This window comes from Kribbella sp. NBC_01505, assembly GCF_045040285.1.
Lineage (GTDB): Bacteria > Actinomycetota > Actinomycetes > Propionibacteriales > Kribbellaceae > Kribbella.
Window position 1 is genome coordinate 3,052,193 of record NZ_CP109425.1, and the last position, 14,438, is coordinate 3,066,630.

The window sequence follows — 14,438 nt, forward strand, 5'->3', positions numbered from 1 at the left end:
GGGAGGTGTGAGCGTGCGCGCACAGGAGGAGCAGCAGTACGTCGACTACGTCACGGCACGCCTGCCCGAGCTGCGTCGGCTGGCCGGGTCGCTGTGCAAGGACGGCGACCGCGCGGACGACATCGTCCAGACGGCGATCACCAAGCTCTACGTGCACTGGCACAAGGCGCAGAGCGCCGACAACCTGGACGCGTACGTGCGGACCATCGTCGTCCGCACCTTCCTCAACGAACGCCGGCTGCGGTGGTCGAAGGTCAAACTCGTCGACGAGCCGATCGAGCGTCCTGCACCGGGTGGTCGCGAGGTGGAGACCCGCCTGGTGGTCGCCGAGGCCCTCGACCGCATTCCGCCGAAGGTCCGGACCGTGCTCGTCCTGCGTTTCCTCTACGACCTGTCCGTCCGTGAGGTCGCCGCCACCCTCGGATGCCCGGAGAACACCGTGAAGAGTCATACCTCCCGCGGCCTGATCCAGCTGCGCCGCCAACTGGGCTCCAACCTCGCAGCCTTCGACCGAAAGGAGCAGCGCGCATGAACCAGCAACACGAGGACTACGCCGGGCTCCTGAAGGCGCTCAAGGAGGCGCCCGACGAGCCCACCGAGTCGATCAGCATCGACCGTGCGATCCACGACGGCCGCCGGACCATCCACCGCCGCCGCGTGCTCGGCGGTCTCGCCGTCGTCGGCATCGTCGGCGCCGCCTCCTCGGTCCGCCCCCTGCTGAACGCCTTCCAGGAACCGCCGGTCGCGGGCCTACCGCCGTTCGAGCCCTTCGAGGTCTGGGGCCGCGAGTTCGACGCCGGTACGGCGGGCGGCTTCCAGCCGTACCAGTACGTCACCGGCCGGCGCTTCCAGATCATCGCGCTGACCCGGACCGACCGCTCCGGGCCGAGCGACGCGGCCGCGGCCGTCACCCTCTACGCGCCCGGCCTGAAACCATCGGCCGGCCCGTCGATCCGGCCGCTCGATCCCATCGAGGGCCGACCGGTGTACGTCGTCTCGGAGAACAAGGCCGCCGTGACGATCACCTGGCAGTACGCCGATGACGCGTGGGGAACTGTGGTCGTGTTCACCGATCACGCGGACCGGCTGCAGCGCGCGCGACACGTTGCCGAGAGCATCCATCGTCGCAAGGCGCCGGCGATGCTGACGGTTCCCTTCACCGTCCCGCGGCGGCTCTTCACGGCGGACAGTGAGGTCGTCATGGTGCGCGTCCCGTACGTCCGCGCCGACAAGTACGTCACCTACGAGGTCACGGTGGCCGACTTCACGCCGACCGACCCGTCCCAGGTCTCGGGGCTGCCGGCCGCCGGCGTCGAGAAGCCGCTGCCGGACGAGAAGCCCAACACGAAGATCGACGGGCGGCAGGCGCAGGTGGATGGTGGGCTGAACGCCACGATCTTCGGTTTGGGCAGCGGGTTCGCCGCCCACGCCGCGGCCGACAAGCCCCTCGATGCGAAGGCGATCGCCGCGGCGGTGCAGCTGATCAGCGACCCGTCGAAGCCCGGTCAGGGCACCGACAAGCCGCTGCGGTGACTACGGGAGCTTCGCGGCGGCCGTTTGCGCGAGGGCTTCCCAGTGGGCCGGGGCGATGCCCTTGCCCATTTCGCCGAACGCGATGACCGAGACGACGGTCCCCTTGCGGGTGACGGCGTAGGGGAAGCCGCCGTCCTCGCTGCCCGGGTCGTTCGGCTTCGGGTAGTCGTACCAGCGCAGGATCGCCGTGGCGTCGCCGACCGCGAGGGTCCGGTTCTCGGTCAGCTTGCGGGCGTGGGTTTCACCGGGCACGAACGCCTTGCAGGACTTGATGGTGGCGACGATCTGCTCGTACGCCGTCTTGGCCGCGGCCGGGGTTTGGTAGCGGGTCAGCCATTGCCCCCCGGAGGCGTCCAGCTCGTTGGTGAACGAGCGGGTCAGCCGACCCTGCACGCCGTTCCCCTGGGTGGCCGACTTGCCGCAGATCGACCGGCTCGCCGCGGAGGTAGTCGTCCAGCCGCGCTTCGGGTCCGACGCCGCGACCTCTTTGCCCGTGAGCAGCATCGCGTTCGCCAATCGGGTGACGGTCGGCGGCCTGGTCGGACTCACGGTCGGCGGTTGAACCGTCTTGGTCGGCGAAGCCGTCGGCCCGGTAGACGGCGTGACCGTCGGTGGCTGCGTCGACGGTTTGATCGGCATCGACGTACTGGGCTGTGGCTTGGTCGGCGCAGTGCTCGGCGCCGGTGTACTGACACCTTGCGACGGTGCTCCGCCGGCCGGCGTTTGGTTGCCACAGGCTACTAGTCCCAGACTGGCGACCGCCAGCCCCGCCGCGGCGACCACGCGCCGCATTCCCCGAGTGTTCATGGCTCCAACCTTCCCCTTAGGTGTCAGGTTGGACGCGACCTGGACCGCTGCGGTTGGGACACGAGTTGATCACGGCATCTCAGGTACGGCGGCGGCCGTCCAGCCCGATCGTCGAGAACCGCGCGATCAGCGTGCGCGGGGTGTAGCGCGCCGCGGCCGCGAGCAGCTGGTACCGGCGGGTCGGGATCGAGATCGCCTTCCCGCGCATCAGGTCCTTCCAGGCGGCGTCGACCAGGTCGCTCGCCTCCAGCCACATGAACGACGGGACGACGGTCTTGTCCATCCCCATCCGGTCGTGGAACTCGGTGTGCACGAACCCCGGGCACAACGCCATCACCGCGACCCCCTTGGCGTGCAGCTCGATCGCGAGCCCCGCGGAGAAGTTCGTCACCCAGGACTTGTGCGCGCTGTAGCTGCCGCGCTGCAGGAACCCGGCCACCGACGACACGTTGATCACCGCACCCGAACCACGCTCGATCATCGGCAGCACCGCCGCGTGCGTCAGCCGCAGCACGACCCGCACCAGCAGATCCAGCTGCTTCTCCTCGGCCTCGACCGGATTCGCCCAGAACGGCTTCTTCTGCCCGAACCCGGCGTTGTTCACCAACACCTCGATCGGCCCGCTCCGGAACCGCTCCTCGACCCGGGCCAGCTCGTCGCGATCGGTCAGGTCCGCGGCCAGCGCCTCACACTCCACGCCGTACTGCTGGGTGATCTCGGCCGCGACCTCCTTCAACCGCGCCTCGTCCCGCGAAACCAGCACGAGGTCGTACCCCTCGCCCGCCAGCTTCTCCGCAAACGCCCGGCCGATGCCAGTCGTAGGTCCCGTGATGAGCGCAGTCGCCACGTCGGTCCTCCCAATCGCCAGCCCCCAGTCTGTCACTAGTGGACCACTTAGTCTGACCGGGTGCTGAGCCGCATCGACACTTGGATCCTTGACCTGGACAACACGCTCTATCCGCCGAGCACCGGGCTCGCCGATCAGATGAACGTCCGTATCCGCGCCTACCTGGCGAACGTCTTCGACGCCGACGAAGCGGAGACCCACCGTCTGCAGGCCGCGCTGGTCGCCGAGCACGGCACCACCTTGCGCGGTCTGATGAACACCCGCGGGATCGACCCGCACGACTACCTCGCCTGGGAACACACCATCGACTACTCGGTCCTGGTGCCCGACCCCGCGCTGACCACCGCCCTCGCCGCGCTCCCCGGCCGGAAACTCCTGTTCACGAACGGATCGGCGTACCACGCGGACCAGGCGCTGGCCCGGCTCGGGCTGGCCGGGTTGTTCGACGGCGTCTTCGACATCCTGGCCGGTCAACTCGTCCCGAAGCCCTACCCGGAGACCTACCAACGGTTCAACGACCAGTTCGCGGTCACTCCGGAGTCCGCCGTCTTCTGCGACGATCTCGCGGTCAACCTGCAGGTTCCCGAGCAGCTCGGGATGGCGACCGTCTGGGTCTCCGGCGAGGCGGTCGCCGGTGCGACGCCGTACGAGGAACTGGGCCCGCGCAGCTGGCGGGCCTGGGATCTGGCGCGCTTCCTGGACGCACTGACATCTGATGACTGAGGGATCTGGTTCGCGTTTTCGGGGGAAATGGGTGATCGTGGGCTTGAATGGTCTGAGGACTTCGGAGGTGAGCGGTGGCGGCAACTGATACGGCGTTGGCGGGATTGCGGCAGATGATCGCGTCGGGGGCGTTGGGACCGGGGGCGAAGTTCCCGCCCGAGCCGGAGCTGTGCGACCGGCTCGGCGTCTCGCGAAGCTCGTTGCGCGAGGCCGTCCGGTCGCTGGCGGCGCTCGGGGTGATCGAGTCCCGGCACGGGTCCGGTACGTACGTGTCGGCGCTGGACCCAGCGGCGATCATCAGCCGGTTCTCACTGTCGGTGGAGCTGATCCCGCTCGAGGGTGTGCTCGAGTTGCTCGAGGTACGACGCGTCCTGGAAGCCCACGCGACCGCATCAGCAGCCGCACGCCAGGACCCCGAGCTCGCGGACCGGCTCGCCGAAATCCTCGACCGCCTCGAAGCGACCACAGACGCAGCCGAGATCCAGCAACTCGACGCCGAGTTCCACGGCGCCATCTGCACCGCCGGCGCCAACCCAACCGTGACGGCCTTGACCGCCGTGATCCGCGGCCGAGGCGGCCACTACCGCATCTTCGAGCCCGGCATCGACTTCGACGCCATCAAACAAACCAGCGACCGCGGCCACCGCGCCATCCTCTCCGCCATCACCCTCCGCGACCCAGCCGCCGCAGCCACCGCCGCCTCCGCCCACATAGCCCAAACCGAACTCTGGCTCCGAGCCCTCCGCCCCACCCCCCAACCCAACTAACCCGGTAGGCCGTCCCGCCCCCGTACGAGGTCCGCCCGGCCACCGCCACCGCGTTGCCCGACTCGGGCGCGAACGACTGCTCGGCGCGTTATCCGGTCGATTTTCGTCGCTGGGCACCCAAAATCCACCGGATAGCGCGATACCCCCCAGCCCGCACCGGTCACCCGAGACAACGGCTCAGCCCACACCGCGGACCGCCATCACCCAACAACGTTCGCGGCGCCTGCCTCGCCACGCTCAACCGCCGCCCGAAACCCTCGCCGGGAGTACTTAGTGGGTGATGCAGGTCCGCTCCGGCCGCCCAGCGCCGTTCGGGACTTAACGTCCGACGATTCGGAGGGTGGGTGTGCGGGTTCTTCGGACGTTGGGGAGGGTGGGTGGCGGGCGGGACTGGGTGAGGGGAATTTTCTTTCTTCTGTCGGGATCTTGCAGGGGAATGTCGGGTTGCGTAGCCTCCAGGCGAGTCGTCTGGAGGGGATCCGCCAATGTCCCGTACTCATTTGCGCGTTCTGGCCGTCGCCCTGACGACGGCCGTGCTCGGCGCCACGCTTACTGCTCCTGCGATGGCTGGGCGGCCGGGGCCGCGGGTCACTCGCGCAGGGCTTGATCCGGCGTTGGTTGCCGGGCGGGGAGCCACCGTTCCGTTTGTCGAGCAGGAGGCGGAGAACGCCTTCTTCACGGGGGAGCAGATCGGTCCGGGGCGGGAGGCCTACACGTTGCCCGCGGAGGCGTCTGGTCGGACAGCCGTGCGACTGATGCCGCAGCAGTACGTCGAGTTCACGCTCACGCACGCGGCCAACGCGCTGACGTTGCGATACAGCATCCCGGATGCCCCGACGGGCGGCGGGATCCGCGCGCCACTCGACGTCACGGTGAACGGCAAGCACAAGCGGACCCTGACGCTCACGTCGGAGTACGCCTGGTTGTACGGGATGTATCCGTTCTCCAATGATCCGAACGTCGACCCGATTCCTGGCTGGTGGAAGCCGGAACCGGACCCGGTCGCCAAGCCGTTCCGGCCGAATCACTTCTATGACGAGCAGCGCGTGCTGCTGGACCGGACGTACCGGGCCGGCGATCGCGTCAGGTTCGCCGTACCGAAGCAGACGAATGCCGCCTGGACCGTGATCGACGTCGCCGACTTCGAACTCGTGCAGGCGCCGATCCGGCAGCCGGCCCGATCGCTCGACGTGCGGCTCTTCGGCGCCGACCCGACCGGCCGGCGCGACGCCGCACCGGCGATCGATCGCGCCATCGCGACCGCGAAGAAGATCGGCTGGTCGGTATTCATCCCGGCGGGCACGTTCCAGGTCAACCGGCACATCGTCGTGGACAAGGTCACCGTCCGCGGCGCGGGCAACTGGCACACGATCATCAAGGGCAAGGTGCTGCCACTCGCCGAACCCGCGCCCGACAAATCGGTGCACAGCGCCCCAGGCTTCTACGGCAAGTACGCCGATGCCGGCGGCAGCACGAAGGTCCATCTGGCCGACTTCGCGATCGAGAGCGACGTCCGGGAACGGATCGACACCGACCAGGTGAACGGGGTCGGCGGTGCGATCGGCGGGGGTTCGACGATCGAGAACCTCTACCTGCACCACACCAAGGTCGGCATCTGGCTGGACGGTCCGATGGACGGGCTGCTGATCCGGAACACCATCATCACCGACGCGATCGCCGACGGGATGAACCTGCACCTCGGCGTCTCGAACGTCCGCGCGACCAACAACTTCGTCCGCAACAGCGGCGACGACGGCCTCGCGATGTGGTCCGAGTCCAACGAGAAGAACCTCGCCAACCACGACAACGTCTACGACCACAACACCGTCCAGACGCCCGTGCTGGCGAACAACATCGCCATCTACGGCGGCAAGGACAACGCGGTCACCGACAACCTGGTCGCGGACCCGATCCGCGAGGGTTCCACCCTGCACGCCGGGTCCCGCTTCAACTCGACGCCGTTCGAGGGCAAGCTGACCTTCGCCCGCAACACCACCGTGCGCGGCGGCCCCCGCGACCTGAACTGGAACATCGGGCTCGGCGCGATCTGGCTGTACGCCTTGCAGTCCACGATGAACGCCGACCTGCAGATCACCGACAGTTCGTTCCTCGACTCGACGTACAACGCGATGATGTTCGTCGTCGACTGGCCGGTGAAGGACGTCTACGCGATCAACAATGTTGCCGTCCGCAACATCAAGGTCGACGGCACCGGCACCGGCGTGGTGAACGCCCGGGTCGGCGGGTTCGCCTCGTTCGAGAACGTGGACGCCCGCAACGTCGGCGCACCCTTCGTCAACAACTGCGGCACCTTCCACTTCGACGGCCCGCCGGAGTTCGACGTACGGCTGCTCACCGGCAACGACGGCGGCTGGTACGGCGCCACCTGGTGCGAGGACCGTCCAGCCGTCGTACCGCCGCCGGCGCCATCACCCTGGAACTAAGGGAGCACCGTCGGTGGGCCCGGCCTAAGACCGCCCGGGCGCACCGACGGAGACAGGGACTGGGGCTTCCGACTTCCGGCGGGGGCGGAAGGCAACCATCAGTACGACGGCGCCGACCAAGGTGAAGCCCGCGGCGACGAGTGCGGCCGTGTGCATGGCGTGGATGAACGCGTCGTTCGCGAGTGGCACCAACTGCGGGCGACCGGATGCGGCCGCGAAGTGCCTGGTGGCCTCGGCGGATTCGCGGGCCTCGTCGGGCAGACCGACGAGGGACGACGCGATCCGGTGCTGGTAGGTCGACGAGACGAGCGTGCCGATCACGGCGACCCCGAGCACACTGCCGACCTGCCGGATCGCGTTACTGACTGCGGAACCCGCACCGATCCGGTCCATCGGGAGGGTCGCGACGACGCCTGCGGTGGTCGGCGCGACGGCGGCACCGATCGCGAGGCCGGCCGTTGCGCCGACGATGGCGAACCACAGCAGCGACGTATCGGTCGTGAAGGTGAGGTTCAGGACCAGACAGAGCGTGAACGCGGCGAGCGCCGTACCGGAGACGCGGGCGATGCCGAAGCGGGCGGCCAGTCGGGCGCCGAGGGGTGAGCCGAGTACGACGCCTGTTGCCCCAGGCAACGTTAGGAGTCCGGCGTGGAGCGGGCTGAAGCCGCGGGCGCCTTGCAGGTAGAAGGTTTGGTAGAACGCCTGGCCGGTGATGGTCAGGAACAGCGCGCCGAGGGCGAGGTTGCCGGCCGCGAAATGCCGGTTGCGGAACAGACGCGGATCGAAACTCGGGTCATGTTCGCGCGCTTCGGAGTACAGGAAGGCGGCGATCAGGACGAGGCCGGCCGCGATGCTCGCCCAGACCTGCCAGCGGCTCCAGCCGCCTGCGTGACCGCCTTCGATCAGGCCGTACGAAAGCCCGAGCAGACCGAGGGTGGACAAACCGAGGCCGAGCGGATCGAGGCGGCGGCGCTGCACGCTGCGTGGGTTGGGCAGGACCAACGCGGCGCCGAGCAAGGCGATCGCAACCAGCGGCAGGTTGATCAGGAATACCGAGCCCCACCAGAAGTGGCTGAGCAGCAGGCCGCCGAGGACCGGTCCGGCAGCCACCCCGACACCGGCCGCGGACGACCAGATGGCGATCGCGCCGGCACGCCGTTCGGGCGCGAAGGTTGAGCCCAGGATGGCCATCGAGGTCGGCATGATCAGCGCGCCGCCCAGGCCCATCGCGGCGCGAGCCAGGATGAGCGCGACCGGGTCACCCGCCCAGGCGGCCCAGGCGGACGAGCCGCCGAACACCACCAGGCCGATCATCATCATCGTGCGGTGTCCGCACCGATCGCCGAGCGCGCCGGCGGCGAACAGAGCTGTGGCGAAGAGCAACGCATAGATCCCGATCGCCCACTGGAGCTGACCGGGAGAGGCGCCGAGCCCCTGGACCGGGTCGGCGAGGCGCTCGAGAGCAACGCCCAGCACCGTCGAGTCGATCCAGGTCAGCAAGGCGGGCAGGACGAGCACGGCGAGAACCCGCCCGGGTCGGGCGGGCGATTGCAGAACGGACACCACAGCTCCTATGATTGACAGGACCCTGACGAGGTTTCAGTGTGGAGTGATTGACAGGTTCCTGTCAATCACCTTTTCGAGCTGATGGGCAGAATGAGGGGCATGATCGGACCCGACGACCGTTTCGGCGTGACGTTCCTGGTGCGGCACGCGTGGCTCAACATGCGCTCGACCGTGGCCGTCGTGCTGGCCGAGCACGGGCTGTCGGTGCAGCAGTACGGCGCCCTGATGGTGCTCACGTACCACCCCGGCCACACCGTCGCCGAGGTCGGCCGCTCGGTCGGTACGGCGCGGCAGTCCGCCAACGAGCTGATCACCGGCCTGGAGAAGGCCGGCCTGGTCGAACGCCGCCCGAACCCGCAGGACCGGCGTACCCAGCAGCTGTTCCTCACCCAGGTCGGCGAACAACGGCTGGCCGCGGCGGCCCCCGCCGTACTGGAGGTGGAGGCCGAGCTGGAGGCGTCGTTCAGCGAAGCCGACCGCGCCACGGCCCGCGACTGGCTCGCCCAGATGGTGCGCAACGCCAACGGCTAAGGTCGGAGGTATGCGCGGACACGCTGAGCGGTTGAACGGGCTGGGCACCACGATCTTCGCCGAGATGTCGGCCCTCGCGGTCGCGACCGGTTCGGTGAACCTCGGTCAGGGATTCCCCGATACCGACGGTCCTGACTCGCTGCTCGAGGATGCGATCGCCGCGATCCGCGCGGGCGCGAACCAGTACCCGCCCGGCCGCGGCATCCCCGCGCTGCGGCAGGCGATCGTCGACCACCAGAAGCGGTTCTACGACCTGTCGTACGACCCGGACACGCAGGTCCTCGTCACCACGGGCGCCACCGAGGCGATCGCCGCCGCCCTGCTCGCCTACGTCGAGCCCGGTGACGAGGTGATCGCCCTCGAGCCGTACTACGACTCGTACGCCGCGGGCATCGCCTTCGCCGGCGGTCACCGGGTCCCCGTGACGCTGCGCGCACCGTCGTACCGGCTCGACCTCGACGAGCTCCGCGCCGCCGTCACCCCGCGCACCAAGGTGCTGCTGATCAACACCCCGCACAACCCGACCGGCACCGTCCTGACCGATTTCGAGCTTCGCGGCATCCGGGACCTGGCCGTCGAACACGACCTGGTCGTCATCACCGACGAGGTCTACGAACACCTCGTGTACGACGACCACCGGCACATCCCGCTGGCCACGTACGACGGTATGGCCGACCGCACGGTCTCCATCGGCAGCGCCGGCAAGACCTTCTCCGTCACCGGCTGGAAGATCGGCTGGATCACAGGTTCGCCCGCCGTCGTCACGGCGGTCACCACCGCCAAACAGTTCCTCACCTACGTCTCCGGCTCCCCCTTCCAGCCCGCCGTCGCCAATGCGCTTGCCCTAGGCAACGACTACTTCGACACGGTCCGGGCCACCCTGCAGTCCCGCCGCGACCTCCTCGCCGACGGCCTTGCAGAGCTGGGCTTCGAGGTCCACCGCCCCGCCGGCACCTACTTCATCACCACCGACATCCGCCCCCTCGGCCACACCGACGGCATCGACTTCTGCCGCCTCCTCCCCCAGCAAACAGGCGTAGTAGCCATCCCCACCCAAGTCTTCTACGACAACAAAGAAGCAGGCCGCCCCCTGGTCCGCTGGGCCTTCTGCAAGAAGGAAGAGCTGTTGCAAGAAGCCTTGGCCCGCCTCCAAAAACTCTGACAAGATCTACTCAGCTCGCCACGCGCCGCTCCGCCTGGCACGCTCCTGCTTTGATCCCAGCATCGGTGCTCCGACAACCACGACAGCGGCGAGGTCGATAAGCCGATTCGGGCACGCAGCACACCCCAAACCAGTTCGGGGAACCCAACAAACCGATTCAGGCAGGCAGCGCTCCCCAGTCCGAAGTGACGGCCAGGAGTACTGCGCTCCCCAAAGCGGTTTGGGGAGTTCGGCAGGTCGGTTCGGGTGGGTAGGGCTCCCCAGGCCGCCTTGGCCGACGCGTCTGAGGGGCCAGTCGAGTCACTGGTCTGGAAACCGTTGCTGGACAGACCTCTGGGCCTCGGCAGGGACTTGTGTCGTCGTCGGCGGTCAGGATGGGGGCGTTGGATGAGGATCGGGTGCGCGACCATGGCGGCTAGCCAGTCGGCGCGATGGTCGTCGTCGCGGGGCAGGTCGGTCAGTGCCGCGGCCTCGGGTTCGTTGTGGCGTACGACGTGCCACGGGTCGAGGTTGAGGCGGACCAGGACCGCGTCGAGCTCGGCGGCCGTTGGCGGGTCGTCCAGGTAGCGCCGTACGGTGTAGGACACGCCCGCCTCGTCGAGGGCCTGGGTGGCGGCGGCGCATTTGGAGCAGGCGGGGTTGATCCAGATCTCCATCAGCGGCGGAACCAGCGCTTGGTGGTGGGGCGGAGCATGAGGAAGAGCAAGCCGCCGTGGATCGCCAGGCCGAGCAGGCCGGTGGGCAGGGAGAGCAGACCGCCGACAATGCCCAGTACGGCGATGCCGATGATCAGGTAGCGCGCCCAGCGGCGGCCTCGGCGGAGGTAGAGGGCCGGGACGATGTAGAGGACGGCGCCGACCCAGGCGACGACGACCACGACGGCCGACGAGCCCTTCGAGCCGGTGACGACCTCGGAGATCTGGTCGCCGGCGGAGGTGAGGGCCATCAGGCCGAGCAGCAAGTAGAGGACGCCGAAGCCGAGTACCACGATGGTGGCGACCGTCACTTGACGTGGCGGTCCGCTTTCCTCGTAGTACTCGGCACCGAACACTCCCCGATCTTTGCAGACCGAGCAAGCGATCAGGCGGTGACTTCCAGGGCGTCCTTGGACTCGTTGAGGGTGACCCGGACGGTTTCGCCGTCGCGGATGATGCCGTTCAGGATGCCTCGAGCCAGTTCGTCGCCGATGGCGGACTGCACCAGGCGGCGCAGGGGGCGGGCGCCGTAGACCGGGTCGTAGCCGGTCAGGGCGAGCCACTCCATCGCGCCTTCGTCGACGTTCAGGGTGATCCGGCGGTCGGTCAGGCGGCGCTGGAGGGCGGTGATCTGGAGCGCGACGATCTTCGTCAGCTCCTCACTGCCGAGGGCGTCGAACAGGACGATCTCGTCGAGCCGGTTGATGAACTCCGGCTTGAACGACTGCCGGACCACCGCCATCACCTGGTCGCGCTTGACCTTCTCGTCCAGCGACATGTCGGCCAGGTACGCCGAACCCAGGTTGCTGGTCAGGATCAGGATCACGTTGCGGAAGTCGACCGTGCGGCCCTGGCCGTCGGTCAGCCGGCCGTCGTCGAGCACCTGCAGCAGGATGTCGAAGACCTCGGGATGCGCCTTCTCCACCTCGTCGAGCAGGATCACCGAGTACGGACGTCGCCGTACCGCTTCGGTCAGTTGGCCGCCCTCTTCGTACCCGACGTAGCCGGGAGGCGCACCGACGAGCCGCGAGACGCTGTGCTTCTCGCTGTACTCCGACATGTCGATGCGGACCATCGCCCGCTCGTCGTCGAACAGGAAGTCGGCCAGCGCCTTGGCCAGCTCGGTCTTACCCACACCCGTCGGCCCGAGGAACAGGAACGAACCAGTCGGCCGGTCCGGGTCCGAGATGCCGGCCCGCGCCCGCCGGACGGCGTCGCTGACCGCCTTCACGGCCTCCTTCTGACCGATGAGCCGCTGACCGAGCTCGTCCTCCATCCGGAGCAGCTTGCCGGTCTCGCCCTCGAGCAGCCGGCCGGTCGGGATCCCGGTCCACATCGCGATCACCTCGGCGATCTCGGTCGGACCGACCTCCTCGCCGACCATCGCCTCCGGAGCATCGATCACGGACGGCTCGGCGTCGGCCTCCTCCAGCTCCTTCGTGAGCTCGGGGATCTCGCCGTACAGGATGCGGGCCGCCGTACCGAGGTCGCCGTCGCGCTGGGCGCGCTCGGCCTGGCCGCGCAGCTCGTCGATCCGCTCCTTGATCTCACCGACCCGGTTCAGACCGGACTTCTCCCGCTCCCAGCGGGCCTCGAGCGCGCGCAGCTCCTCCTCGCGGTCGGCGAGGTCGGCGCGCAGCCGCTCCAGCCGCTCCTGCGACGAGGCGTCCTCCTCGCGGGACAGCGCGAGCTCCTCCATCTTGAGGCGGTCGACGGTACGGCGCAGTGAGTCGATCTCGACCGGGGACGAGTCGATCTCCATCCTCAGCCGGGAAGCCGCTTCGTCGACCAGGTCGATGGCCTTGTCGGGCAGCTGGCGACCGCTGATGTAGCGGCTCGACAGCGTCGCGGCCGCGACCAGCGCGCTGTCGGAGATGGCCACCTTGTGGTGCGCCTCGTACCGCTCCTTCAGCCCACGCAGGATCGCGATCGAGTCCTCGACCGACGGCTCGCCGACGAAGACCTGCTGGAAGCGGCGCTCCAGCGCCGGGTCCTTCTCGATCCGCGTCCGGTACTCGTCCAGGGTCGTGGCGCCGATCATCCGCAGCTCACCACGCGCCAGCATCGGCTTCAGCATGTTGCCCGCGTCCATCGAGCCGTCACCGGTCGCACCGGCGCCGACGACGGTGTGCAGTTCGTCGATGAAGGTGATGACCTGACCGTCGGACTCCTTGATCTCGGTCAGCACCGCCTTCAACCGCTCCTCGAACTCACCGCGGTACTTCGCGCCCGCGACCATCGCCCCGAGGTCGAGGCTGATCAGCCGCCGGCCGCGCAGCGACTCGGGCACGTCACCGGCCACGATCCGCTGGGCCAGCCCCTCGACGACGGCGGTCTTGCCGACGCCGGGCTCACCGATCAGCACCGGGTTGTTCTTGGTACGACGTGACAGCACCTGCACGACGCGCCGGATCTCGGAGTCACGCCCGATCACCGGGTCGAGCTTCCCCTCGCGCGCGCGCTCGGTCAGGTCGACGCCGTACTTCTCCAGCGTCTTGGTGGTTCCCTCGGCCTCCGGCGACGTGATCCGCCGGCTGCCACGCATCGTGTCGAACGCCTGCAGCAGCGCCTCCGGGGTCACCCCGAGCGCACTCTTCGCCGGACCGTCGACGGTCGCCAGCGCGATCAGCAGGTGCTCGGTGGAGACGTACTCGTCCCCGAGCCCGAGGGCCCGCTGCTCAGCCTGGTTCAGCACTTCACCCGTCTTCGGCGACAGGCTCGGCGCCTGCACGCTTCCCCCGCTGGCCTTCGGCAGCCGGTTCACCTGCTCGGTGGTCCGGCGGCGTACGGCGTCCCCTTCACCGCCGGCGGCCTCGAGCAGACCGATCGTGGTCCCCTCGGGCTGCGCGAGCAGCGCGGACAGCAGGTGAATCGGTTCCACGGTCGGATTGCCCGCCGCGGAGGTCTGACGGATGGCGACCGACAGCGTTTCGCGGGCCAGCGTCGTCAACCGCTGAACATCCATGGAGTTCCCAGTCCTTCCTTCGAGCAAAAAACAGTCACTAGTGGAGTGTCGTGGTTAAAGCTCGAGTGCTGGCGGTGTCCAGGTGCGTGCATCGCAAGGCGGAGGGGAAGCCTCGATGTTTTTCCATCGTGGCTTTCCCTCCAACGCCGCGAGGTGCGTGCCTGGGCGCCGCCAGTGCCGAGATTTAGCCACGACACTCCACTAGGTACAACCTAGCCAAACTTGAGTCCATTCCACTCAACTCTAGGGGATCTCTCCGGGTCGACCCAGGGGAAGTGGTCCAATACTGGTCTAGTCTTGAACTTCTGCGGGTTTCGTTCCGTCATTGCCAGTGAGACCTCCCCGCCCGGGAGACCGCCTGCCTCTGGAGGAACACTCTTGCAACCCCATCGCTGGCT

General features: G+C 68.4%; 12 protein-coding genes. 7 read left to right on the top strand and 5 right to left on the bottom strand.

What is annotated here, in order from left to right; translation table 11 throughout:
* Positions 1-13 precede the first annotated feature (13 nt).
* Positions 14-532 carry a SigE family RNA polymerase sigma factor gene (locus tag OG474_RS14350; protein ID WP_405062768.1) on the top strand — a complete coding sequence of 173 codons (519 nt, stop codon included), beginning with the start codon at positions 14-16 and terminating at the stop codon, positions 530-532.
* Positions 529-1,533 (top strand): hypothetical protein, encoded by a 1,005-nt coding sequence (locus tag OG474_RS14355; protein WP_405062769.1) that lies wholly within the window; start codon positions 529-531, stop codon positions 1,531-1,533. Before OG474_RS14350 ends, OG474_RS14355 begins: the two co-directional genes overlap by 4 nt.
* Here OG474_RS14355 and OG474_RS14360 read toward each other — a convergent pair whose 3' ends face one another.
* A complete protein-coding gene (locus OG474_RS14360) occupies positions 1,534-2,340 on the bottom strand; it encodes a hypothetical protein (protein WP_405062770.1) in 807 nt (268 codons plus the stop codon).
* 79 nt (positions 2,341-2,419) lie between these two features.
* Complete coding sequence (locus tag OG474_RS14365) at positions 2,420-3,187, bottom strand: SDR family NAD(P)-dependent oxidoreductase (RefSeq protein WP_405062771.1); 768 nt, start codon at positions 3,185-3,187, stop codon at positions 2,420-2,422.
* Between the two features lie 60 nt (positions 3,188-3,247).
* Here OG474_RS14365 and OG474_RS14370 point away from each other — a divergent pair, with 60 nt between their 5' ends.
* The 3 genes from OG474_RS14370 to OG474_RS14380 all read left to right on the top strand — a co-directional run bounded on the left by OG474_RS14370 (position 3,248) and on the right by OG474_RS14380 (position 7,121).
* The gene (locus tag OG474_RS14370) at positions 3,248-3,910 is read left to right on the top strand and encodes a pyrimidine 5'-nucleotidase (RefSeq protein ID WP_405062772.1); all 663 of its coding nucleotides are present in this window, start codon (positions 3,248-3,250) and stop codon (positions 3,908-3,910) included.
* Between the two features lie 74 nt (positions 3,911-3,984).
* Positions 3,985-4,677, top strand: coding sequence for a FadR/GntR family transcriptional regulator (locus OG474_RS14375; protein ID WP_405062773.1), 693 nt, complete (start codon positions 3,985-3,987; stop codon positions 4,675-4,677).
* Between the two features lie 485 nt (positions 4,678-5,162).
* Positions 5,163-7,121: a glycosyl hydrolase family 28-related protein gene (locus OG474_RS14380; protein WP_405062774.1), complete on the top strand. Its 1,959-nt coding sequence runs from the start codon at positions 5,163-5,165 to the stop codon at positions 7,119-7,121.
* A gap of 24 nt (positions 7,122-7,145) precedes the next feature.
* On the opposite strand, the gene OG474_RS14385 is transcribed toward OG474_RS14380, so the two are convergent.
* A complete protein-coding gene (locus OG474_RS14385) occupies positions 7,146-8,684 on the bottom strand; it encodes an MFS transporter (RefSeq protein WP_405062775.1) in 1,539 nt (512 codons plus the stop codon).
* 102 nt (positions 8,685-8,786) lie between these two features.
* Here OG474_RS14385 and OG474_RS14390 point away from each other — a divergent pair, with 102 nt between their 5' ends.
* Together OG474_RS14390 and OG474_RS14395 are read left to right on the top strand one after the other, a co-directional pair.
* Positions 8,787-9,218, top strand: a complete 432-nt coding sequence (locus tag OG474_RS14390; protein WP_405062776.1) for a MarR family winged helix-turn-helix transcriptional regulator — start codon at positions 8,787-8,789, stop codon at positions 9,216-9,218.
* 10 nt (positions 9,219-9,228) lie between these two features.
* Complete coding sequence (locus tag OG474_RS14395; protein WP_405062777.1) at positions 9,229-10,380, top strand: pyridoxal phosphate-dependent aminotransferase; 1,152 nt, start codon at positions 9,229-9,231, stop codon at positions 10,378-10,380.
* A 655-nt stretch (positions 10,381-11,035) separates the two neighbouring features.
* On the opposite strand, the gene OG474_RS14400 is transcribed toward OG474_RS14395, so the two are convergent.
* Together OG474_RS14400 and clpB are read right to left on the bottom strand one after the other, a co-directional pair.
* Positions 11,036-11,431: a hypothetical protein gene (locus OG474_RS14400; RefSeq protein WP_405062778.1), complete on the bottom strand. Its 396-nt coding sequence runs from the start codon at positions 11,429-11,431 to the stop codon at positions 11,036-11,038.
* Between the two features lie 29 nt (positions 11,432-11,460).
* A complete protein-coding gene (gene clpB, locus OG474_RS14405; protein WP_405062779.1) occupies positions 11,461-14,040 on the bottom strand; it encodes an ATP-dependent chaperone ClpB in 2,580 nt (859 codons plus the stop codon).
* Positions 14,041-14,438 lie beyond the last annotated feature (398 nt).

Bases quoted from the DNA above. Each gene is read 5' to 3' on its own strand.
- clpB (WP_405062779.1), bottom strand. From the start codon at position 14,040: ATGGATGTTCAGCGGTTGACGACGCTGGCCCGCGAAACGCTGTCGGTC.
- OG474_RS14395 (WP_405062777.1), top strand. From the start codon at position 9,229: ATGCGCGGACACGCTGAGCGGTTGAACGGGCTGGGCACCACGATCTTC.
- OG474_RS14360 (WP_405062770.1), bottom strand. From the start codon at position 2,340: ATGAACACTCGGGGAATGCGGCGCGTGGTCGCCGCGGCGGGGCTGGCG.
- OG474_RS14355 (WP_405062769.1), top strand. From the start codon at position 529: ATGAACCAGCAACACGAGGACTACGCCGGGCTCCTGAAGGCGCTCAAG.
- OG474_RS14380 (WP_405062774.1), top strand. From the start codon at position 5,163: ATGTCCCGTACTCATTTGCGCGTTCTGGCCGTCGCCCTGACGACGGCC.
- OG474_RS14390 (WP_405062776.1), top strand. From the start codon at position 8,787: ATGATCGGACCCGACGACCGTTTCGGCGTGACGTTCCTGGTGCGGCAC.